Genomic DNA, 22,733 nt, shown 5'->3' with positions numbered 1-22,733 from the left:
TTATTTTTGAAAACAGAAATATTTATTAATTCATTTTGAAAAGCTCTAAGTAATGCTTTTTCCAAAACTTTTTCTTTATCAAAGTTTGCTATATCTTTACATTCTGAAAAGACTTTATTTTTTTGACCATTAACATTTTTATAAGTTAGTGTTACATTAGGTTTATCATATTCTACTTCCAATATCTTTATTCCCCAAGATATTCGAGCGAAATCACCTTCAACTGTTAATTGTGTAAGTTCTTTTAGTTTAGCATTTTCTTCACTTGGATCATTAACTAGTATTAATTCATCTCCAACTTTATATTTCCCCATAAAAATACGCCTCCTTATTTTTGATATATTTATATTTTTATTATAGGCTATATACTTTAAAGTCTGTAATAAAAATTAGTATCTCTTTGCAAAATTGAACTTAATAACATATTATTGTAATTTTTATACAATGTTAATAATTTAACATTCAGCTTTATTTATATAATAACAGACTTTTTCTAACTATTCAATAATTTTTTTAATTATTTTTTATATTTCAACAGTAATAATAATTCTTTCTAGATAACGTTAATTAATTATTTGACTATTTGTTTATACTTATGCTATAATTTGCACATAAAATTATTATAAGTGAGGTATTTTACAATGGATTATATAGCTTCGATTTTCAGAGAAAAAAAGCTAAAATTAACCCCTCAAAGACTTGCAGTATATAATTATCTAATTAATACAACTTCTCACCCTTCGGCTGATGTTATTTATACAGATATTCATGTTCAATATCCAACTATGAGCTTAGCTACAGTTTACAAAGCCCTAAAAACATTAGTTGATGTAGGTTTAATCCAAGAAATAAATGTTGGTGAAGGTAATTTTAGATATGATGGAAATTCTTCTTCACATCCACATTTACAGTGTCTAGGTTGTGGTAAAGTTGATGATTTTAAAGATTTATCTCTTGACAATCTTAATTCTTTAGCTGAGAAACATACTGATTATCAAATTGTTTACAATAAAGTTTATTTTTATGGCTATTGTGCTGATTGTAAATAAATATTATATTTTGACTATAGCTTTAAATAAATGTATGTTTATTTAAAGTTATAGTTTTTTTATTTTATCACTTCTATATGATTAATATGCACCTAACTATTAACATATAATTTATTGAGGTGATACATAATGAAAATCGTAATATTAAAGAAAAAAAATTTAGTAAATATAATATTAAGTATAAGTTTACTCTTTTTACTTGCAACTATGATTTCCTTTATTTTTAATAACTTTAAATCTCTTCAAACTATTTCCCCTGTAAACATTTCTCAAAATAAACAATTTGACTTAACAGGTGATGGTAAAAAAGATACTTTACAAATATTAAATTCTCAAAATAAAATTGATTTGAGTATAAATTGCACTGATGATAATTATTATCTCTCCAATCAAATTGATGATAAAATACTTTTTACTGCTAATAATCACTGGGAACCCAAAATTTTTCTTAATGATATTTCAAGAGACAACATCCCTGAAATTATAATCCAAGGCTCAAAAAATAATAAATGTATTTCTTATTTATTTCATTGGAATAAAAAAAATTTTGATTTAATTTTTTCAAATAATAACAATATTTTTGGTATATTAGATTGCAAAAATTCAAGAACTCCTATGTGTTATTCAATATCATCATCCGAAGGACTAGCTTCATTAAATAGTTTTATGCTTATTAATGATACTGCTTTGGATACTAGCAAAGAAATTTCGACTATTCCCTCATTGGATTCTGTGACACACTTTATAGACCTAATTCAAATTCCTTATGTACTTGAAGATATTCCTGATATTTTTACATCTTCAATTGATAAAGAAAATTTGTCTTTACTTTGGAATTTAGATAAAGAAAATTATTCTTATTCTTTTCAAAACGCTTTTTTTTATGATTATAAATGGACCGATTCTGGAGAACCCTTGTCAATAAGATGGAGGTTGTCTTTTGAAAAAAGCCACCTTAAAGGCGAACAAAATGATAAAACTGAATTAATATTATTAATAGATTTAGAAAAAGATACTTCCTCTTATAAAATTAATTGCATACAAAAAGTTAAATAAAATTTTAAAGGCCGCATACTGCGGCCTAAAGGGGGATGAGGGGTTACTTAATGAAGTAAAACTTTTATAATTCATTAAGTTTGTAAAAGAATCTTTAATCTATTACATTAATATTATTGACATGTTTTTCTTTTGTATACACACTAAGAAAAATAATTTCAAACTTATTTTAAATATCTTTAAATTCTCCATTTTTATATGCTTCTATAATCTTATCTATAAACTGTATTCTATCAGGATGAACATAACTCCTTAATGCCATTAGAAAATCTAGATTGGCATCATTGTCTTTAACATTTTTATTATCGGTACTCTTTCTATTATTTTTATCAATATTTGAACTTGTATTAATTCTGGAACTTGTATTGTTATTAGGATATGATTTCACATTACGATTAACATTCGAATACATATTTTTATTAATATCATTATTTGTGCTATTCATATTTTCTTGTAAAAAATTACTATCTAAATTTAGCCCCATCATTTGAGCTAATGAACCTAAATTCCCCAAGTTGAATCCATTAGTATTCATTGACGATAACATATTTCCTATATTGCTCATATCAAAATTTCCGCCTAATAGTCCCATTAATTGCATAGGATCTATACCAAAAGGAATATTTTTGTTATTGGTATTACTATTGGTATCATTTATTATAGGATCTTGTTCCCTATGTTTACGCTTAGCCATTTTAAAATCCTCTCAATTATAATTTGCCTCATTTTAATATATGTATGTATATGTAAAAATGTTTGTATTTTTAAGCATTTTTTTAGAGGGCTTAAAAAGCCCTCTATCAACTATCCTAGTAGCAACAATTAGCTCCTTCGTTTCCACAACCTAAAAACTTAGAAAAACTTCCGCCACATAATATGAATAGTAAAATAATCAAATATGATTTATTACAATTTAATAATCCTGACCCACATGCTATTAATAGAAATAAGATTGGTGTACAGCCACTTCCGCCTCCTAAAAAACTAGAATAACTAGACATTGAATCGCAACAGCAATCATCATGTTTCTTTTCACAGCAACATTTATTCTTCTTTCTAGACATATTTATCTCTCCTTCCTAAAATATTAGAATTCTAGCAACCAATACCACAACCAAAATTGTTACTGCAAGGATTTAATCCTCCACAAAAGCCAACGTTATTATTGCCACTATTGCAAAGGAATAATATTACTAATAAGAACAAGTATGATGAGCAGTTACCTAATATTCCGCCACCATAGCTTCCTTTATTACAGCAACAATCTTCTTTTTTTTCACAACAGCAATCATGTCCGCCTCTTCCATAGCCACTTTTTCCACAACCACAATAAAACAATATTAATAAAATCCAAATCCAACTACCAAATCCACATCCAGTAGACCCTTGACCAAATCCTCCTGGAAAACATCCCATTCCTGATCCTCCGAAGTTTGATCCGCAATTACAACTGTTAGAAGTTGATTCACAACAATCATCATCGCATGAATTTAAACCATTTAGGATATCATTCATCTCCATATTTATTCCTCCTTGGAAATATTTTTTTCTTTTTTATATTATATATTATTCCTATTCAGAATTTTTGACACATTTATTATAAATATAATTTTAAAGCTGTACTCCTAATAATATAGGGTAAATTCTATTAAATATATATGTTGTAATAATGTCTTTTCAATTATAAATCTATATATGTTTCTAAATAGTGATTGAATGTAGAAACTTAATTGCAATAATATATACTAGAACATAAATTTAACCCCTTACAAATTTAAAATTTGTAAGGGGTTAAATTTATGTTCTTATTAAATATATTAAATTCATAAGAACATATCCATGCTAAATTATATTTTCATTAGTCTAAATCAGTTGCAAATTCTAAGAAAAGATTATCAATAAGCTCATCTTTTCCATTTTTATTTAAAGATGAAAAAAAGTACAATTTGTCCTCTTCACCCAGCTTTAAGGTTTCTTTTATTACCTTTTCACTCTTTTTCAATTCATTTCTGGTAAGTTTATCACTTTTGGTTGCAACAATAGTAACATCATATCCAAAATGTTTAAACCATTCATTCATCATTATATCATCACCTGATGGCTTATGTCTTGAATCTACAAGTAAAACAACTCTCTTTAGTTGTTCTCTACCTGTTAAATACATCTCAATGGTTTTTCCCCAACTGTCTTTTTCTGATTTTGACACCTTAGCATATCCATACCCTGGTAAATCAACTAAATAAAAATCATTATTTATAAGAAAAAAGTTGACTAATCTTGTTTTTCCTGGAGTTTGACTAACTTTTGCTAATTTTTTTCTGTTTGTTAAAGAATTTATTATTGAGCTTTTTCCTACATTAGATCTTCCAACAAACGCAACTTCCACTCTATTATCTATTGGATATTGCTCTCTTTTCACTGCTGAGGTAATAAATTCTGATTGTTTAATTCTCATTAGTATCCTCTCCAATTAACGCATTTTTTAATACCTCATTTACTTCTTTAGCAGAAATAATATTCAAGCTATTCCTGATTGAATTTGGTATCTTATCTATATCTTTCTCATTTTCCTTTGGAATTATTATAGTATCTACTCCAGCTCTAAATGCAGCTAAAGACTTTTCCTTTAATCCCCCAATAGGAAGTACTCTTCCTGTCAATGTAACTTCTCCTGTCATAGCTACATTATGCTTAACTTTTTTACCTGATAGCGCCGATACAAGTGCTGTTACCATTGTAACACCTGCTGATGGACCATCTTTAGATACTGCACCTTCCGGTGCATGTATGTGAATATCTTTTTCTTTATAAAAAGCTTCATTAATTCCAAATTTAACAGCATTAGCTCTAACATAACTATACGCAGTTTTGGCAGATTCTTGCATAACAGTTCCAAGCTTACCTGTAAGTTCTAGCTTGCCTGTTCCTGACATAACCATAGCTTCTATAGGAAGAGTATCTCCACCATAGGCTGTCCACGCCATCCCTGTTACTACTCCAACCTTATCCATCTTATCAATTTTATCAAAATCAAAGGTTCTTTTGCCTAAAAATTCTTCAATTTTTTCATTATTTATGGTAAATTCCTTTTTCCCTTGCTTTAACATCTCAGCTAATACTTTTCTTATAAGTGAACTTAACTTTCTTTCTAATCCACGCACGCCAGATTCTCTTGTATATCCTTCTACAACTTCTCTAATAGAAGAATCTTCTATTTTAATCTTATCAGCTGGTATATCTAGTTCTTTAAATATCTTAACTATTAAATGATTTTTAGCTATATGGAACTTTTCTTCATAAGTATATCCTGATACTTCTATAACTTCCATTCTATCTAAAAGTGGTCTTGGTATAGTTTCTAAAGAATTTGCTGTTGCTATAAACAGAACTTTCGACAAGTTCATCGGAATTTCTAAATAACTATCTCTAAATGCTTTATTTTGTTCAGTATCTAATATTTCTAATAATGCATCAGATGGATCTCCATTATAGCTTGAATTAATTTTATCTATTTCATCAAAAAGCATAAGTGGATTCATAGATTTTGCATCTTTCATTGCATAAACGATTCTGCCTGGAATAGCACCAACATAAGTCTTCCTATGCCCTCTAATTTCAGCTTCATCTTTCATTCCGCCAAGAGATATTCTTGTGTACTTTCGATTAATAGAATGCGCTATGGATCTTGCTATAGATGTTTTTCCCACCCCTGGAGGCCCAACTAAACATAATATTGGACCCTTTTGAGATTTGCTAAATTTCTTTACAGCTAAATACTCTATAATTCGGTCTTTAACATCTTCTAATCCATAATGCTCATTATCTAAAACTTCTCTTGCTTTAATAACATCAATACTTTCTTTTGTATACTTACCCCAAGGAATATCTAATACCCAATCAAAATAGGCTTTAATCACATTACCTTCAGATGATGTAACACTCATATTTTTAAGTCTTGATAATTCATGGAAGAGCTTATCTTTATCTTCTTTAGTAAGCTTTGCTTTATTAATTCTTTCTTGATATCTTGCTATTTCTTTTTTTTCCTCAGCATCTTCTCCTAATTCTTCTTGAATTGCCTTTATTTGTTCTCTTAAATAAAATTCCTTTTGTTCCTGTGCAACAGTGTTTTTTACTTTATTAGAAATCTTTTTTTGAATTTTTGCTATGGAAATTTCTATTTTAACTCTTTCTAATACTTTCTCTATTCTTTGTATCAAATCAACAGTTTCTAAAACTTCTTGCTTTAACTTTTCATCGGTAATAGCATAAGAAGCTACCATATCTACAAAGTTACTTGGATCTTCTAAAGAATTTATTAGTTTAATAACTTCTCCATAATTTTCCTCACAAAGCTTCAATAATTTGATAAATTCTTTATCTAAGCATTTAATATAAGCATCTAATTCTTGATTTTTAACTACTTTATTTCCTAATTTCTGTACTGAAACCTTTATATAATCTTCCTTATCACCCTCTATATATTTAACTATTTTGCCTCTTTCTTGTCCTTCGACAAGGACTCTAATAGTATTATCTGACATTTTCAGAATTTGCTTTATTTTACATATAGTTCCAATTGAATAGAGTTCATCTTGATTAGGTTCTTCTACTACAGAATTTTTTTGACCTACAAGAAAAACTTCTTGTTCATCTAACATAGCTTGTTCAATAGCAGCTGTAGACTTTTCTCTTCCTACATCAAAATGTACCACTACACTAGGAAAAACAGTTAATCCCCTTAAAGGAATTAGTGGAATTGTATATAACTTTTTCATATTACTATTTCCCCCCATATCATAATTACATTATTTATTTTGACTTTTCTAGTATACACATAATAACTAACTTTTTCAATCATTCTTGATATAAAAAGCTTACTACTATAACATGTTTTTTACAAAATAAGTAATATCAAACCTTTTTCAATTTAAATTTAATATAATAAATTTTCATCAAACTTTTCAATAAAAATTTTAACAAAAACAAGTCTTTTTTAATTTATCTATTATACCATATATATATTAATATTAAAAATAAAAGGTGTGAAATAAAAATTTCAATTCACAATTAATGATTTCTGAAAATTTAATTCAAATTAATTTAAGTAACATTCAAAAAAATAACAAGTCAATATGCTGGCCTATTTCGTGTCATTAGGAAGCTCGACCCTTATACATCGCATCTTTGACTTGTTATTTTCTTTCACGTGCCTAAAACAATTCATTTTAATTTTTTAAAGTGTTATTACTTTCAGCTGATAATACTTCTCTATCATTTTTACTAACAATATTTTTATCTTCTATAGCAATTTGGATTACTTCTTTAAAATTTGTTACTGGAATAATATCTATTTCAAATATCTCATTTAATACTTCATCATAATTTTCTTCTGGAATAATAACTATTTGTGCACCACCTTTAAAGGCTGCAGATATCTTTGGTTTTACCCCTCCTATAGCTTTTACAGATCCGAGTATACTTATTTCCCCTGTCATTGCAACCAATCTGTTTACTTTTTGTTTAGTTATTGCACTATATATAGCTGTTGCAATACTTATTCCTGCTGATGGTCCATCAACTGGTATTCCTCCAGGGATATTTACATGTATGTCATATTTATCAGTACATAAATTAAACAAATTATCTAAAACAGTTAATACATTTTGTACTGATGAATAAGCAGTACTCTTCATTTTAATTTTTTTATTATTATTAGTTATTTCTTCTTCTTCAACTATTCCTGTTATCTTAAGTTCTCCTCTTCTTTCATTAACATTTTTACAACTGACTTCAAGTGGCATTATCATTCCTATATTTGCTCCATATACTGCCAATCCATTAACAACTCCGATTTTTGATTTAGATGGAATTTTATTGCATATTATCTTATTATATTGACCATTCTCCAATACCCACTTAATATCTTCTAATGTTATTTCTTCCCTATCTTCATTAATTGCAATACCAGATGCTAATTGTATTAAATTTATTACTTCTCTTCCATTAGTACAATACTTACTTACTTCTTCAACACCGTCATTCATAATTTTTAGTCCAATCTTATTAACTGAATTTATTGCAATACTCATTATTTCTTCAGGCAATAAAGCTCTAAAAAATATTTCAACACATCTTGATCTTATGGCTGGTATTATATCCTGTGGAGATCTCGTTGTAGCTCCTATTAATCTAAAATCTGCTGGAAGTCCATTTTCAAATACTTCCTTTATATATTTAGGCATATTTGTATCTTCAGAACTATAATATGAGCTGTCTAAAAATACTTTTCTATCTTCTAATACTTTTAAAAGTTTATTTAATTCAATTGGATGGAGTTCACCAATTTCATCTAGAAATAAAAGACCTCCATGAGCTTTAGTAACTGCACCCGCTTTGGGTTGAGGAATTCCTGCTATGCCTAAAGAACCTGCTCCTTGATATATTGGATCATGTACTGAACCTATAAGTGGATCTGCAATTCCTCTTTCATCAAATCTTAAGGTAGTTGCATCTAATTCAACAAAATTCGCTTTTTCTGCAAAAGGTGATAATTTTGATTTCCTAGCTTCTTCTAATACTAACCGCGCTGCTGCAGTTTTACCTACTCCTGGTGGCCCATAAATAATAACATGTTGTGGATTTGGACCACATAAGGCAGCTTTTAGTGCTTTAATACCTTTTTCTTGACCTATTATTTCTTCAAAGGTTGAAGGTCTGCTCTTTTCTGTTAAAGGTTGTGATAAAGTTATTTGGCGCAGTTTATTCAAATTATTAAGTTCTTTTGTATTTTCTCTATCAATTACAACATTTCTACTTTTTTGCGGTTTATTTATTGAATTACACATTACATAAACCATAAGAATCAAAACTACGATTTGCAAAATTATTAATATATTCGCCATATTCTTTAAATATATTTACAAGTAATAATATATTATCTATTGTTTCTAAATTTTATTATTATTGCAAATATACTTTTCCTCCTTTTATTTCTATTATTAATATTATTTACTTGTAGTTACAAATATATTCTTTATTTGTAAAAAATAACGAAAAAATAACCCTATCATTTAATTATTTTACATAAATTAAATGACAAGGTTATTTAAACATATAAAAAATAACAAGTCTGCATGACTAGAAATATACATCACACTTTTGACTTGTTATTTTCTTTAATCTACTAATAGTCTAAGCAGATTCAATATCTTTCTTAGCTCTAGGTTTAACTAAAGTAGGTCTAATTTTCCCATCTTCCAATCTTTCAATTGTAGGTTCTTTTTTCTCCTTAATAGCTTCTTCAGTTATTGTAACCTTAGTTATTCTCTTATCTGAAGGTATCTCATACATTACTTCATTCATTATATCTTCTATAATAGCTCTTAACCCTCTAGCGCCTGTTTGCCTAGTTATAGCTTCTTCAGCAATTGCGTCTAAAGATTTTTCATTAAATTCTAACTTAACATCATCTAGCTCAAATAATTTTTTATATTGCTTTACAAGAGCATTTTTAGGTTTAGTTAAAATTTGAATTAAAGCTTCTTTATCTAAAGATTCTAATGTAACAAGTATAGGAAGCCTTCCAACGAATTCTGGTATTAACCCAAATTTTAATAAATCAGCTGGCATAATTTCCTTTAACAAACTTCCAACATCTTTTTCATGTTTAGCTTGAATTTGTGCACCAAATCCCATTGAACTCTTTCTTGTTCTATTTTCAATTATCTTATCAACTCCATCAAAGGCTCCACCACAAATAAATAATATATTAGAAGTATTTATTTGTATAAATTCTTGATGAGGATGCTTTCTACCACCTTGTGGTGGAACTGATGCAACAGTTCCCTCTAATATTTTTAGCAAGGCTTGTTGTACACCTTCACCTGATACATCACGAGTAATAGATGGATTTTCAGATTTTCTTGCAATCTTATCTATTTCATCAATATAGATTATTCCTCTTTCAGCCTTTTCTACATCATAATCTGCATTTTGAATTAATTTAAGAAGAATATTTTCAACATCTTCTCCAACATATCCTGCTTCTGTTAATGTTGTAGCATCAGCTATTGCAAATGGTACATTTAAAAATCTTGCTAAAGTTTGAGCAAGTAATGTTTTACCTGAACCAGTTGGACCTAATAGTAAAATATTACTTTTAGATAATTCAACATCTATATCTTCTTTATTAGTATTAATTCTTTTATAATGATTATAAACTGCAACTGATAAAGATTTTTTTGCTCTTTCTTGACCAATAACATAAGAATCTAAATATTCTTTGATTTCATTTGGCTTTGGGACACTTTTAGGATCAAAGTCAACAGTTTCTTGGAATTCATCTGCTATAATTTCAGAACATAAATCAATACATTCATCACAAATATATACTCCTGGACCTGCAATTAATCTTTTTACTTGTTCTTGAGTCTTACCACAGAATGAACACTTTAATTGTTTCTTCTCATCATATTTAGCCATATATTCACCTCACTTAAAACGTATAAATTAAAATTTTTATCTTATTTATCTTTTCCTACTTTGTGTGCAGTTATTACATCATCTACTAATCCATAAGATTTAGCTTCATCTGCACTCATAAAATTATCTCTTTCTACATCTGCTTTGATTGTTTCTAAAGGCTTACCAGTATTTTCGCTTAAAATCTTATTTAAAGATTCTTTAATCTTTAATATTCTCTTTGCATGTATTTCAAAATCTGTTGCTTGCCCTTGGAATCCACCAAGTGGTTGATGTATCATAATTTCTGCATTTGGAAGTGCATACCTCTTGCCTTTAGCTCCACATGAAAGTAAAAATGCTCCCATTGAAGCTGCCATTCCAATACATATTGTTGATACATCACATTTAATGTATTGCATAGTATCATAAATAGCCATTCCTGAAGTTATTGATCCACCTGGACTATTTATATATAAATAAATATCTTTATCTGGATCTTCACTTTCTAAAAATAATAATTGTGCTACTATTAAATTAGAAGTATCATCATTTACTTCTCCACTTAACATAATTATTCTTTCTTTTAACAATCTTGAAAATATATCATAGGAACGTTCTCCCCTACTTGTTTGTTCTACAACCATTGGTACTAAACTCATATAAATCCTCCCTTTTACTATTATATTTTTATCTAACTTTAATTATATATTCTTTTGACTAGTTTGTTAATTATTATTTGAATAAATTGCCAGAAAAAATTTTTTCTGGCAATCTGTTAATTCATATACTTATTTTATATTATATCTCAAAATAGATTATTTGCAATTTTCTTTTATAAATTTAAGAGTGTTTTCTATTATTATGTCTTTTTCAATCATATTTTTTTGAGACTTAACTAAAATTTTAGCCATTTTTTCTGGATCCTTAGGTCCATATATCTTTCCTAATTCTAAAGCTCTTGCATTTAATTGTTCTTCAGTAGCTTTAATTTCTTCTGCCTCAGAAACTGCTTCAAGAACTAAATCAGCTTTAACTTTTCTTTCTGCATTTTCTTTCATGAAATCTCTCATTTTTTCAGTCGTATTTCCTGTGAATTCCATGTATTGATCTAAGCTTAGTCCTTGATATTTTAATCTTCCTTCAAGATCTTTCATCATATCATCAATTTCTTTACTTACCATAACTTCTGGAACATCCATCTTTGAATTTTCAATTATTGCAGTAATAACAGCTTCTTCAAATTCTCTTTCAGCTTTTTCATCATTATTCTTTTCTAATGTCTTTTTAAGATTTTCTTTTAATTCTTCAAGTGAATTAACTGCTGATACATCTTTAGCAAATTCATCATCTAATTCTGGTAATTCTTTAACTTTGATTGATTTGATTTCAACTTCAAACATTGCTGGCTTTCCATTTAATTCTTCTTTTCCATAACCTTCTGGGAAAGAAACATTAACTTCTTTCTTATCGCCTACTGCTAAACCAATTAATTGTTCTTCAAAATTATCAATAAAAGTACCTGAACCTATTTCTAAAGCATAATCACTTCCATCTCCACCTTCAAAAGCAACTCCGTCTATGTATCCTTTAAAATCTATGATAGCTAAGTCACCTTGAGCTACATTACCTTCTTTTTTAACTTCTATTCTAGCATTCTTTTCTTGCATTTCTGTAATTTGCTTTTCTATCTCACTAGCTTCAACTTCATATACAGGCTTCTTTATATCTAATCCCTTGTATTCTCCAAGTTCTATTTCTGGATAAGTAGTAACTGTTGCAGTATACACTAGTTCTTTACCTTCTCCAAGTTCTACTATATCAATTTGTGGATAATCCACAGGTCTGATATTTTCTTCACTTAATGCTACAGGATATGATTCATCAATTGCAAAGTTAACAGCATCATCATAAAATGCTTCTACTCCGTAGAATTTTTTAACCATTCCCATTGGAACTTTTCCTTTTCTAAATCCTGGGATGTTATATCTGCTCTTATTCTTATTATAAGCCTTAGTTAAGGCTGCATCAAATTTTTCAGCTTCAACCCTTATTTCTAATTTTAGTACATTTGTTTCTATCTTTTCCACTTTAGCTTTCATTTATTCTTTCCTCCTAAAATAGTGTTCATCTTAATTTAACTAAGTCATTATACCATAAACCTCTAAATCTTATCAAATAATTTATTAATATTATATTTATCGAACATAATTCCCATTTAAATCAATATGATAAATACTCCCATCAACCGTAATTCTCGTTCCTTTTTCTTCCTTTTCACCAATATCTATACTTGCTCCAGCAGATTCCCAAAACACCTTATCTGCATCAGTTTTAATATCAGTCATCCATAAATATTGTTTAAGAGCTTTATTACCAAAATATGGCCTATTGCTCACAAAAACTATTTTTTCTTCATTAATAAATTTAGGATTTGCGTTCCATAAATATTGAGGATTTGCTTTCATTGTAGCTTCTTTTGTAAAAACTCCTCCACTACTAGAAATATATTGATCTTTAGATATTACTTTAGTAGTTCCATCTACATTGTATAAAGTAATTACTAGATTAGTATCTGTTACAATCATTTGCTTGCCTAATGGACTAATATTAAAACTTACACCTTTATCATTAGTATTTAAAGTTTTAAATACTTTTCCACCATTATTATCATTTACATAAATTGCTTTTGCAATGCTTCCACTAACTAAAGTAATATCAATTGATTCTTCTAAAGGCTTTTTTAGTTCTTCTTTTACTGGTTCCTTATCTATAGTTTCTTCTTTTGTTTTTACAATTGGTTCTGAACTATTCATATTATCACTATCAATCCATGCTTGTATATTTTTCTTAATGTTGCTGTAATCTATAGGGTTACGCACAACTTTAATTATTAGTGCAGATATTACTAATACTATAATAAAAGAACTTATCATAAGATTTTTTCTTCTTCTCTTTATTCTCTTTTCATATTCTCTACTAAAAATACTTGGCTTTCCCAAAGATGGCCCCCTCCAAATCTTTTTAATCTATTTATATAATAAACAAATTTATTATATATTATTATTTTCCTTAAATCTACAATTTATTTCATATTTCTATAATTAAAATAATGATATTATTTTTTGCAACTATTTTTTGAATTACAATCAGTGCACTTATTTTTATTTTTTGCTTCTTTTAAACAACATCCCCTGCATTTAAGCAATCCTTCATCTCTTAATTCCTCTAATGTAAGCTTACAAATGTTTTCTGAATATTCTTCATAATCTATAGTATTTTTCAACAACTCTTCTTTATAAATTTTAATCATTATTTTTCTCCTATACATATATTCTATTTTTAGGCATATGACTTATGTTCTTTTTTAATAAAATTTGCTATTTATTTTTTGCGTTTTAATTGTTGTAAAGTTTTATAAACCCACAATAACATGTTTATTTGTTCACTTTCTTAAATGAACATGCAAAAACCTATACTATACATATGCAGGTTTTCTTTTTTTATACAAATAGCTCCAAAGTTGCTTTATAAACAAAACATATAAATTAAAAAATTTAATATTATATTTTAAAATAGCCTTCTTGATTAGCTATTATATCACATCAAGAAGGCAATTTACTTAAATTTTCAAATTTCCTTTAAATAGTTTCTATATATTTAGAATAACTATGGGAAAAGTCAACGTCAAAACTTTACATTTGCTTTCTTGAACTTTCTCTCTGAGTTTGTTCCTTCATTATCAATTACATCTAGATTTAACCAACAGAAATTTTATACTTTCCATAAAAAAAGACTGTTAAAAAACAATCCTTTTTAGTGAAATATATATAAATTATTAGACGTTTGTTACTGGTTTTCTTTCACCCTTGAAGTTATTAATCTTGTTTTTTCTCTTTTCAAGTTCTGCTGAAACTTCTTCAACTGAAATCCCCAATTGAGCCATTAAAACAAGTACATGATATGTAAGATCACAAATTTCATTAATTTGTTCTTCTTTATTATCTTCTTTACAGCTTATTATAACTTCTGTACATTCTTCTCCAACTTTTTTCAATATTTTATTCGTTCCTTTTTCAAAAAGATACCTTGTATAAGATCCTTCTTCGCCTTCAATTTTTCTTTTTAAAATCACATCATATAAAGCACTTATATTTCCATCCATTTTTTATCCTCCAATACTTCTTCAATGAACAATTTATAATTTATTATAAATCTCTATAAAAACAACTTTTATTCCCTGTATGACACGCTGCTCCTTTTTGTTCTACAAGTATTAAAATTGTATCATTATCACAATCTATCTTTATTTCTTTCACATATTGAAAATGTCCAGATGTTGCACCTTTATTCCAAAGTTCATCTCTGCTTCTGCTATAAAACCAGGTAGTATCTCCCTCTAATGTCTTCATTAAACTTTCCTTAGACATATATGCAAGCATCAACACATCTTTAGTTACATAATCTTGAACTATGGTTGGCACTAATCCATTGCACTTTTCAAAATCAATTTGCTCTACTCTTTCACAAATCTCCATTTGTAGTCCCCCTTTCCAAGTCTTAAATTTTCTCTAAATCATTATATTTCCTATAATATTGTTATATATTTTTATTCTTGGCATTATAACTCAACAATTAAATACGTACTGAAATATTTCTATCATTTAAATATTTTTTAACTTCATCAACAGTCAATTCTCCATAATGGAAAAGTGAAGCTGCAAGGGCTGCATCTGCTATATTATTTTCAAACACATCATAAAAATCTTCTAAACATCCACATCCTCCTGATGCAATTACAGGAACATTAGTTATATCACTGACTGCTTTAGTTAATTCTAAATCAAACCCCTTCTTAGTTCCATCTGCATCCATGGAAGTTAAAAGAATTTCTCCAGCTCCAAGTGCTGTTGCTTCTTCAACCCACTTTAATAAATCAATACCTGTATCAATTCTTCCACCATTAATCACTACATTCCAACCAGTATCATCGGCTCTTCTCTTTGCATCTGCGGCTAATACTATACATTGATTCCCAAAATAAAAAGCGCCTTCTTTTATAAGTCTTTTATCTCTAACAGCAGCTGAGTTTAAGCTTACCTTATCTGCACCTGCTCTAAGTATAGATTTTATATCTTCTAAAGTTTTTAGCCCTCCACCTACAGTAAAAGGAATAAAAATCTTTTCAGCCACACTTTGAACAACCTTCTCCATTATACCTCTTTTTTCATGAGTTGCAGTTATATCTAAAAAAACTAATTCATCTGCACCTTGCTTATTGTAATATTCTGCAAGCGCAACTGGGTCACCAACATCAACCAGTCCTTCAAAATTAATGCCTTTAACAACCCTTCCTTCCTTTACATCAAGGCATGGAATAATTCTCTTTGTATGCATAACCTTACCCCCCTTTCTAATCAATTAACAATTTATAATTACTATCCATTAATACACTATTTTTTATTTCTTAGAAACTGTTATCGCTTCTTCTAAAGACAATGTTTTAGCATATATCGCCTTGCCAGTTATTGCTCCATATAAATCTATGTCCATTAATTCTTTTATATTTTCTATGTCACAAATTCCACCTGAAGCTGTAATATCAATATTAACAGTTTCTTTTAACATTTTAAGCATTTCAACATTAGGACCTTCTAAAGTTCCATCTTTACTTATATCTGTTACTATTATGTTCTTAACGCCTACACTTTCCATCTTCTTTGCAAAATCCATGTAATCTAAGTCACTTCCAGATAGCCACCCTCTACCGTACACCTTGCCATCCTTACAGTCTATTCCAACTGCAATCTTTTCCCCGTATGTATCTACTGCTTTTTTTAATAATTCCTCATCCTCCATAGCTATGGTTCCAAGAATTACCCTTGATACTCCATTATCTAATAGATATTTAATAGTTTCAAAAGAACGTATTCCTCCTCCAAGCTCTACGGGAATTTTAAGCATATTAGCGATTTTTATTACTAATTCATGATTTTGATTGCTTCCACTTTTTGCTCCGTCCAAATCAACTAAGTGTACATATTCTGCACCCATATCTTCAAAGGATTTTGCTGTTTCAAATATATCATCTGCAACGATTTCTTTTTTAGTATAATCTCCTTGATATAATCTTACTGGTTTTCCATCAATTATATCAATTGCTGGTAAAATTATCATTTAATCAACTCCCCGAAATTTTTCAAGATAGTTAGACCTACTGTTCCGCTCTTTTCAGGATGAAATTGAGCTCCCATAACATTCTTGCATCTAACTATACCTGGAATTTTATTTTCTCCATATTCACTATAAGCTATTAAATCATCATCATTATAGTCTTGTGCAAAATATGAGTGTACATAATAAACAAACTTACCTTCTTCCATTGAGCTAAACAATTCATCTTTTTTGTTATATATTAAATTATTCCAACCAATGTGAGGAATCTTAATATTATTTTCTTTATCATCCTTCATCTTGACAATACTGCCCTTTAATAATCCAAGTCCCTTTCTTTCAAGTCCTTCAAAACCACGTTCAAATAATAATTGCATGCCAAGACATATTCCAAGAAGAGGTTTATTCTTAGCTACTTCTTCTCTTATTACCTTATCTAATGACAATCTTTCTATAGTTTCCATGGCATCTGGAAATGCTCCGACACCTGGCAATATTAATGCCTTAGCATTTCTTATTTCCTCTTCATCAGATGAAATTTTACTTTCCAGTCCAAGAAAATCAAGAGCATTCTTAACACTCCTTAAATTTCCCATTCCATAATCTATTATAACTATCATTTACACACCCCCATTAATTCAGTTAATTGTACATTGTTAACTGTTAACTGATTATAAGCTTCCTTTAGTTGATGGTATTCCATTTTCTTCACTTCTAAACTTAGCTTCTTTTATCGCTCTTCCCAATGCTTTAAATAATGCTTCTATTTTATGATGATCATTTTCTCCATATAAAACTTTTAAATGAAGTGTTAATCCAGCATTAAAAGCAAAAGCTCTAAAAAACTCAACTACCATTTCAGTAGCCATCTCTCCGACTTTCTCTCTTTTAAAATTACAATCAAAAACTAAAAATGGTCTATTGCTTATATCTAATGATACTAAAGCTAAAGTTTCATCCATTGGAACATAAAATGTTCCATATCTATTTATGCCTACTTTATTTCCTAATGCTTCTTTAAAGGCTTCTCCAAGTGTTATTCCAATATCTTCTATCGTATGATGATCACATACTCCTAAATCTCCCTTTGCTAACACTTTTAAATCAATTTTGCTGTGAAATGCAAATAAAGTTAGCATATGATCAAAAAATCCAACTCCTGTATTTATTTCACTATTTCCGGTTCCATCTAAATTTATTTCTAATTTAATACTAGTTTCTTTTGTTACTCTGTCTTTTTTTGAGAATCTATCTAACATATTAGCCCCCAAATCTATATTTATAGTCTTATTTAAAATACAACTTTTTCAAATAAGCTTTTCATATTAATTTTTTAATTCTTTATTTATCTACTAATATACAAAAATTTTCTTTATTCCATCTACTACTTTTCTATTTTGCATAGGTGATCCAACAGTAATTCTAAAAGTATCGTCACTAAAATTTCTAATTACAATCCCATTATTTTCGAGTCCTTTTATAAGAGCTTCTTTATGTGCTGTTCTTCCATATATGTAATTGCCTTTAGATGGATAAAACTGTATATTCATTGCTGCATTTTTTTGAATTTCTTTAAGATTCTCATATAATTCTTCTCTTTGTTCAATTATTTGCTTTGCATTATTTCTAACCTTTTCTGGATATCTTAAAACAATAGACGCTAAATTTTGTGAAATAGAGCTTATTGTATATGGCACCTTATAGTTTAATAATTCACATATATTATCCTCATGAGTTATTAAAAATCCAACTCTTAAGGATGCAAGTCCCCAAGCTTTTGAAAGTGTTCTTGTTACAATTAAATTTTTATACTTATTTATATATTGAATCATGGATTCGCTATAAAACTCATAATATGCTTCATCTACAAGAACTGTTGTATCTTTAAATGTCTCTAATATAGTAATTATACTATCTAAATCTATTCCAATTCCAGTAGGATTATTAGGATTTGAGAAAAGAATTAAATCCACATTTTCTTGTTTTGCAAGTTCTATGAATTCTTGTACATTAAAATTCATAGATTTACCTATATCATATTTTTTAAGTTCTCCACCAAATCTTGATACATAAAAATCATACATTACAAAATCAGGTCCTAAGCTTAATGCTTTTTTGCCTTGTGTAATCACTTTGCTTACTGCAAGTTCTATCACTTCATCTGATCCATTTCCTACAATAATGTTTTTACTTTCTGTGTTTGCATAATTTGCATATAATTCTTTAATGGTCTTCATTTCATTAGTAGGATATCTATGTAACCCTATGCTATTTAAGCAAGATTTCATATTCATTAGTACATTTCCATCCATCTCTAGATAGATTTCATTACTATCTAGGTTAATTGTATATTCATCACAGGAATTAATATACTCGTTATAGATTCCCATTGTTTAATCTCACTTTTACAGAATTAGCATGAGCTGTTAGTCCCTCTTTATTAGCTAATGTTATTATTTTTTCTCCATTTTCCATAATAGCTTCTTTTGAATAATAAATGAAAGATGATTTTTTTATAAAACTATCAACTGACAAAGGTGAGAAAAATCTCGCTGTTCCACTTGTAGGTAATACATGGTTTGTTCCCCCAAAATAATCTCCTATTGGTTCTGGGCAATATCTACCTAAGAATACAGAGCCAGCATTTTTAACCATACCTAAGTATTTCATTGGCTCATCCACCATAATTTCTAAATGTTCAGGTGCAATAGCATTAGATATATCAATACATTCTTCAATGGTTTTACAAATTATTGCACTTCCAAAATCTTTAAGAGAAGTTCTTATTATTTCTTCTCTTTCAAGAGTTTTAACTTGTCTTTCTAATTCAATTTCAACCTTTTCGTATAACTCTTTAGATGTTGTAATTAATACGGATGATGCTAGTTTATCATGTTCTGCTTGAGACATTAAATCTGCTGCAACAAAACTAGGATCAGATTTTTCATCTGCAATAACCAATATTTCACTAGGACCTGCAATCATATCTATATCCACTTCTCCAAATACTAATTTCTTAGCTGTCGCTACAAATATATTTCCCGGGCCTACGATTTTATCAACTTTTTCAATAGTTTCCGTTCCATAAGCTAAAGCTCCAATAGCTTGTGCTCCTCCGACTTTGTATATCTTATCTATTCCAGCAATTCTTGCTGCTACTCCTATATACGGATTAATTCCCCCATCTTTGTCTGGTGGTGTTACCATTACAATTTCATCTACACCAGCAACCTTTGCAGGTATTACATTCATTAGTACTGATGATGGATACGCTGCAGTTCCTCCCGGAACATAAACCCCAACTCTTTCTAGTGGGAGAACTCTTTGACCTAAATAAACCCCTTTATCTTTAGTCATTAAAAATCCATTTGCTTTTTGCTTATTGTGATATTCTTCTATGTTTACCTTAGCTTCTTTCAATGCTGCAATAAAATCATCTTCTACACTATTAAAACATTCATCTATTTCACTGGCTGACACTTCTAGAGTTTTAAGATCAACTTTATCAAATGTCTTAGTAAGTTCAAATAAGGCTTTATCTCCTTCTTTTTTTACTTTTGACAAGATGTTATTCACACTTAAAATTATTTCTTGTTCTGTTTCTGTAGCTCTTCCTTTAAGTTCATCAATTAAGCTTTTCTTATTGCTTTCAGTAATTTCCATAAACTTTAACATATATAAAATAGCCCCCTTTAATTTCATAACAAATCAATAATCATAAAAAAGTAATTTCTTAATTTACCACATGATTTTTTAATAATTATTTAAAATATTCTAATTATAATTATCAACATTTCACGAATTTTGTCAATTATTAATCACTTCTTTAATTCTATCTATGAATTCCCAAATTTCATTTTGCTTCATTTTAAAACTTGCTTTATTTACAATTAATCTTGCACTTATTTCACAAATCCTATCCAATACAACTAATCCATTTTCTTTGAGTGTTGTACCAGTTTCCATAATATCTACAATACCATCACACAAACCCAGTATTGGTGCAAGCTCCACTGAACCTTCTATTTTTATAACTTCAACATCCATACCCTTATTTTTAAAATAATCCTTTGCTACCTTTGGATATTTTGTTCCTATCTTTACATGACCAACCTTCTTAAAAATATCATTTTCAGGCAATGATGCTACTATAAATCCACACTTTCCAAAACCCAAATCTAACACTTCATAACAATTATTATCACTTTCTAAAATAGTGTCTTTGCCAACAACTCCAAGATCAGCTACACCATGCTCTACATAAGTTATTGAATCAGCAGCCTTTACTAAGAAATACTTTATATCTTGTGTTTTATCTTTAAATACAAGTTTTCTTCCTTTGTCCTTTAATTCGGAGGGATCAAAGTTAGCTTTATCTAAAATTTTAATTGTTTCTTGTTCTAATCTTCCTTTTGTTAGTGCTATACTTATTCCCATTTTAAATTTCCCCACCCTTAATAATTTTTATTTCTTGAATGTCTTCTTTTGGTAACAAATTAACTATATACCCTTGACTTCTAAGTTCTTCACTCTTTTTAATAGCTTCAATTCTATTTTTCTCACTATAATATATCTTATATATATTTTCATCTTCATTTAAATTTCCATTAAGCTTTACATTTGGAATTACAGAATTAACATCTATTGAAAATCCTATAGCTGGAACATAAGTATTGGAGAATTGAATTAAGCTGTCATATCTTCCACCTCTTAAAAGTGTATTTCCTAACCCCTCACCATATCCTCTAAAAATCAATCCTGTATAATAATTAAGCCTTGGAACCATTCCTAAATCAAAGGTTACATTTTCTCCATACCCTAATGCTTCTAATTGTGAATATAGAATTTCTAAATACCCTAGATTTTCTTTTATCTCATCATTAAATGCTAATTTCTTAGCTTCTTCTAAAATGTTTTTGTCCCCAAACATCCAAGGTAATTTGTTAAAGAATTTCTTATACTCTTCCTTAATATCTAAATCCCCTAGATAATCATCTAAACTCTTTAAATTTTTGTCTTCTATAAATTGAGCAATAATTTCCCTATTTTCTTGATCTATATCTAAATTCTTAAATGCTCCATTAAAGAATCCAATATTACCTATTTCAAGTTTAAAATTATTTAATCCTAACTTCTTTAAAGCTTCTAAAGCTAGAACTAATATTTCTAAGTCAGACTTTTTATCCTCAATTCCTATAAGTTCAACGCCACAATCTGTGTACTCATTTCTTTTCCCACCAAGACTTGCATGTACCCTAAACACATTAGAAGTATATCTTAATTTTATAGGGAATTCTGCATCCTTAAGCTTAGTTTCTACTATTCTAGCTATTGGAATTGTCATATCAGGCCTTAAAACTAAGATACGACCTCTATTATCAAAGAACTTATACATATCCTCTTCTCTTAGAGTCTGAGAATTATAATTGAATGTTTCATAAAACTCCAATGTTGGTGTTATAACCTCTTTATATCCCCATTTTTCAAAAATGTTATCTATATCTCTTTCTAAAGATCTCTTTATAATACATTCATCTAATATTAAATCCCTTGTTCCCTCTGGAAGTATATTTCTTTTACTCATATCCACCCCACCTATCATTTATTGCTTGATTGTTATATCATTATGTTGTTTTATCGTTTTATCAATTTAGCACGCTAAACTATCTTTGAGTTAATAATAGCTTATTTTTTCTACCATGTCAATAATTTCAAAAGCTTTTTACATAATTTTATAACTTGTATTCGAAATTTATCATTATATTTACTATTTAATTATCATACATAAAAATTAATGTTATAATATACAGTAGTTTATTTCTAAAATTTTTTTTCATACAAAATATATAATATTATAGGTAATTGCGAAACTCATTTATAAAACTGAATAAAAATTGATTAGAAATTGCAAAAACATCATTAATTGATGGAAAAGTTGCTTTTATACAATTCCAATGGTTTGATTAGCTAAAAAAGGGCGCACAAAATAAA

The 22,733-nt window shown here is 28.5% G+C and carries 24 protein-coding genes; 2 read left to right on the top strand and 22 right to left on the bottom strand.

Annotation, left to right across the window (positions count from 1 at the left end; genetic code table 11):
- On the bottom strand, positions 1–314 hold a 314-nt coding region (locus tag LLF98_RS10170), incomplete at its 3' end, for a hypothetical protein (RefSeq protein WP_291703155.1).
- 327 nt (positions 315–641) lie between these two features.
- Here LLF98_RS10170 and LLF98_RS10165 point away from each other — a divergent pair.
- Positions 642–1,049, top strand: coding sequence for a Fur family transcriptional regulator (locus LLF98_RS10165; protein ID WP_291703154.1), 408 nt, complete (start codon positions 642–644; stop codon positions 1,047–1,049).
- 129 nt (positions 1,050–1,178) lie between these two features.
- The gene (locus LLF98_RS10160; RefSeq protein ID WP_291703153.1) at positions 1,179–2,105 is read left to right on the top strand and encodes a hypothetical protein; all 927 of its coding nucleotides are present in this window, start codon (positions 1,179–1,181) and stop codon (positions 2,103–2,105) included.
- 169 nt (positions 2,106–2,274) lie between these two features.
- Here the strand turns inward: LLF98_RS10160 and LLF98_RS10155 are convergent, their stop codons facing one another.
- From LLF98_RS10155 to hisZ, 21 genes are all read right to left on the bottom strand, one after another.
- The gene (locus LLF98_RS10155; protein ID WP_291703152.1) at positions 2,275–2,799 is read right to left on the bottom strand and encodes a hypothetical protein; all 525 of its coding nucleotides are present in this window, start codon (positions 2,797–2,799) and stop codon (positions 2,275–2,277) included.
- A 115-nt stretch (positions 2,800–2,914) separates the two neighbouring features.
- The gene (locus LLF98_RS10150; RefSeq protein ID WP_291703150.1) at positions 2,915–3,169 is read right to left on the bottom strand and encodes a hypothetical protein; all 255 of its coding nucleotides are present in this window, start codon (positions 3,167–3,169) and stop codon (positions 2,915–2,917) included.
- A gap of 31 nt (positions 3,170–3,200) precedes the next feature.
- Positions 3,201–3,626, bottom strand: a complete 426-nt coding sequence (locus LLF98_RS10145) for a hypothetical protein (protein ID WP_291703148.1) — start codon at positions 3,624–3,626, stop codon at positions 3,201–3,203.
- 337 nt (positions 3,627–3,963) lie between these two features.
- The gene (gene yihA, locus LLF98_RS10140) at positions 3,964–4,560 is read right to left on the bottom strand and encodes a ribosome biogenesis GTP-binding protein YihA/YsxC (protein WP_291703146.1); all 597 of its coding nucleotides are present in this window, start codon (positions 4,558–4,560) and stop codon (positions 3,964–3,966) included.
- Entirely contained in the window at positions 4,550–6,883 is a 2,334-nt protein-coding gene (gene lon / locus LLF98_RS10135; RefSeq protein WP_291703144.1) for an endopeptidase La, read from the bottom strand. The genes yihA and lon overlap by 11 nt, the downstream gene beginning before the upstream one ends.
- Positions 6,884–7,333: 450 nt before the next feature.
- Positions 7,334–9,010 carry an ATP-dependent protease LonB gene (lonB, locus tag LLF98_RS10130; protein ID WP_291703143.1) on the bottom strand — a complete coding sequence of 559 codons (1,677 nt, stop codon included), beginning with the start codon at positions 9,008–9,010 and terminating at the stop codon, positions 7,334–7,336.
- Positions 9,011–9,299: 289 nt separating this feature from the next.
- Positions 9,300–10,589 carry an ATP-dependent Clp protease ATP-binding subunit ClpX gene (clpX, locus tag LLF98_RS10125; protein ID WP_291703141.1) on the bottom strand — a complete coding sequence of 430 codons (1,290 nt, stop codon included), beginning with the start codon at positions 10,587–10,589 and terminating at the stop codon, positions 9,300–9,302.
- 41 nt (positions 10,590–10,630) lie between these two features.
- Positions 10,631–11,230 (bottom strand): ATP-dependent Clp endopeptidase proteolytic subunit ClpP, encoded by a 600-nt coding sequence (gene clpP, locus LLF98_RS10120; RefSeq protein WP_291703140.1) that lies wholly within the window; start codon positions 11,228–11,230, stop codon positions 10,631–10,633.
- A 156-nt stretch (positions 11,231–11,386) separates the two neighbouring features.
- Positions 11,387–12,670 carry a trigger factor gene (gene tig, locus LLF98_RS10115; protein WP_291703139.1) on the bottom strand — a complete coding sequence of 428 codons (1,284 nt, stop codon included), beginning with the start codon at positions 12,668–12,670 and terminating at the stop codon, positions 11,387–11,389.
- 96 nt (positions 12,671–12,766) lie between these two features.
- Positions 12,767–13,570: a hypothetical protein gene (locus tag LLF98_RS10110; protein ID WP_291703138.1), complete on the bottom strand. Its 804-nt coding sequence runs from the start codon at positions 13,568–13,570 to the stop codon at positions 12,767–12,769.
- A gap of 116 nt (positions 13,571–13,686) precedes the next feature.
- Positions 13,687–13,881, bottom strand: coding sequence for a hypothetical protein (locus tag LLF98_RS10105; RefSeq protein WP_291703132.1), 195 nt, complete (start codon positions 13,879–13,881; stop codon positions 13,687–13,689).
- Positions 13,882–14,406: 525 nt separating this feature from the next.
- Positions 14,407–14,733: a phosphoribosyl-ATP diphosphatase gene (hisE, locus tag LLF98_RS10100; RefSeq protein WP_291703131.1), complete on the bottom strand. Its 327-nt coding sequence runs from the start codon at positions 14,731–14,733 to the stop codon at positions 14,407–14,409.
- Positions 14,734–14,776: 43 nt separating this feature from the next.
- Positions 14,777–15,106, bottom strand: a complete 330-nt coding sequence (gene hisI, locus LLF98_RS10095; protein WP_291703130.1) for a phosphoribosyl-AMP cyclohydrolase — start codon at positions 15,104–15,106, stop codon at positions 14,777–14,779.
- A 97-nt stretch (positions 15,107–15,203) separates the two neighbouring features.
- Entirely contained in the window at positions 15,204–15,965 is a 762-nt protein-coding gene (hisF, locus tag LLF98_RS10090) for an imidazole glycerol phosphate synthase subunit HisF (RefSeq protein WP_291703129.1), read from the bottom strand.
- A 63-nt stretch (positions 15,966–16,028) separates the two neighbouring features.
- Entirely contained in the window at positions 16,029–16,745 is a 717-nt protein-coding gene (gene hisA, locus LLF98_RS10085) for a 1-(5-phosphoribosyl)-5-[(5-phosphoribosylamino)methylideneamino]imidazole-4-carboxamide isomerase (protein ID WP_291703127.1), read from the bottom strand.
- Positions 16,742–17,362, bottom strand: coding sequence for an imidazole glycerol phosphate synthase subunit HisH (hisH, locus tag LLF98_RS10080; protein WP_291703126.1), 621 nt, complete (start codon positions 17,360–17,362; stop codon positions 16,742–16,744). Before hisH ends, hisA begins: the two co-directional genes overlap by 4 nt.
- A 51-nt stretch (positions 17,363–17,413) precedes the next feature.
- Positions 17,414–18,001, bottom strand: a complete 588-nt coding sequence (gene hisB, locus LLF98_RS10075) for an imidazoleglycerol-phosphate dehydratase HisB (protein ID WP_291703125.1) — start codon at positions 17,999–18,001, stop codon at positions 17,414–17,416.
- A 93-nt stretch (positions 18,002–18,094) separates the two neighbouring features.
- Complete coding sequence (locus LLF98_RS10070; protein ID WP_291703123.1) at positions 18,095–19,132, bottom strand: histidinol-phosphate transaminase; 1,038 nt, start codon at positions 19,130–19,132, stop codon at positions 18,095–18,097.
- Positions 19,119–20,417, bottom strand: a complete 1,299-nt coding sequence (hisD, locus tag LLF98_RS10065; protein ID WP_291703122.1) for a histidinol dehydrogenase — start codon at positions 20,415–20,417, stop codon at positions 19,119–19,121. Before hisD ends, LLF98_RS10070 begins: the two co-directional genes overlap by 14 nt.
- Before the next feature lie 132 nt (positions 20,418–20,549).
- Positions 20,550–21,179, bottom strand: coding sequence for an ATP phosphoribosyltransferase (gene hisG / locus LLF98_RS10060; RefSeq protein ID WP_291703121.1), 630 nt, complete (start codon positions 21,177–21,179; stop codon positions 20,550–20,552).
- A gap of 1 nt (position 21,180) precedes the next feature.
- Positions 21,181–22,326, bottom strand: a complete 1,146-nt coding sequence (hisZ, locus tag LLF98_RS10055) for an ATP phosphoribosyltransferase regulatory subunit (RefSeq protein ID WP_291703120.1) — start codon at positions 22,324–22,326, stop codon at positions 21,181–21,183.
- Positions 22,327–22,733: the final 407 nt, after the last annotated feature.

The organism is Clostridium sp. (genome assembly GCF_021372645.1).
Lineage (GTDB): Bacteria > Bacillota > Clostridia > Clostridiales > Clostridiaceae > Clostridium.
The sequence above is the reverse complement of the archived record's forward strand: the minus strand, read 5'-3'. Positions and strand labels throughout refer to the sequence as shown.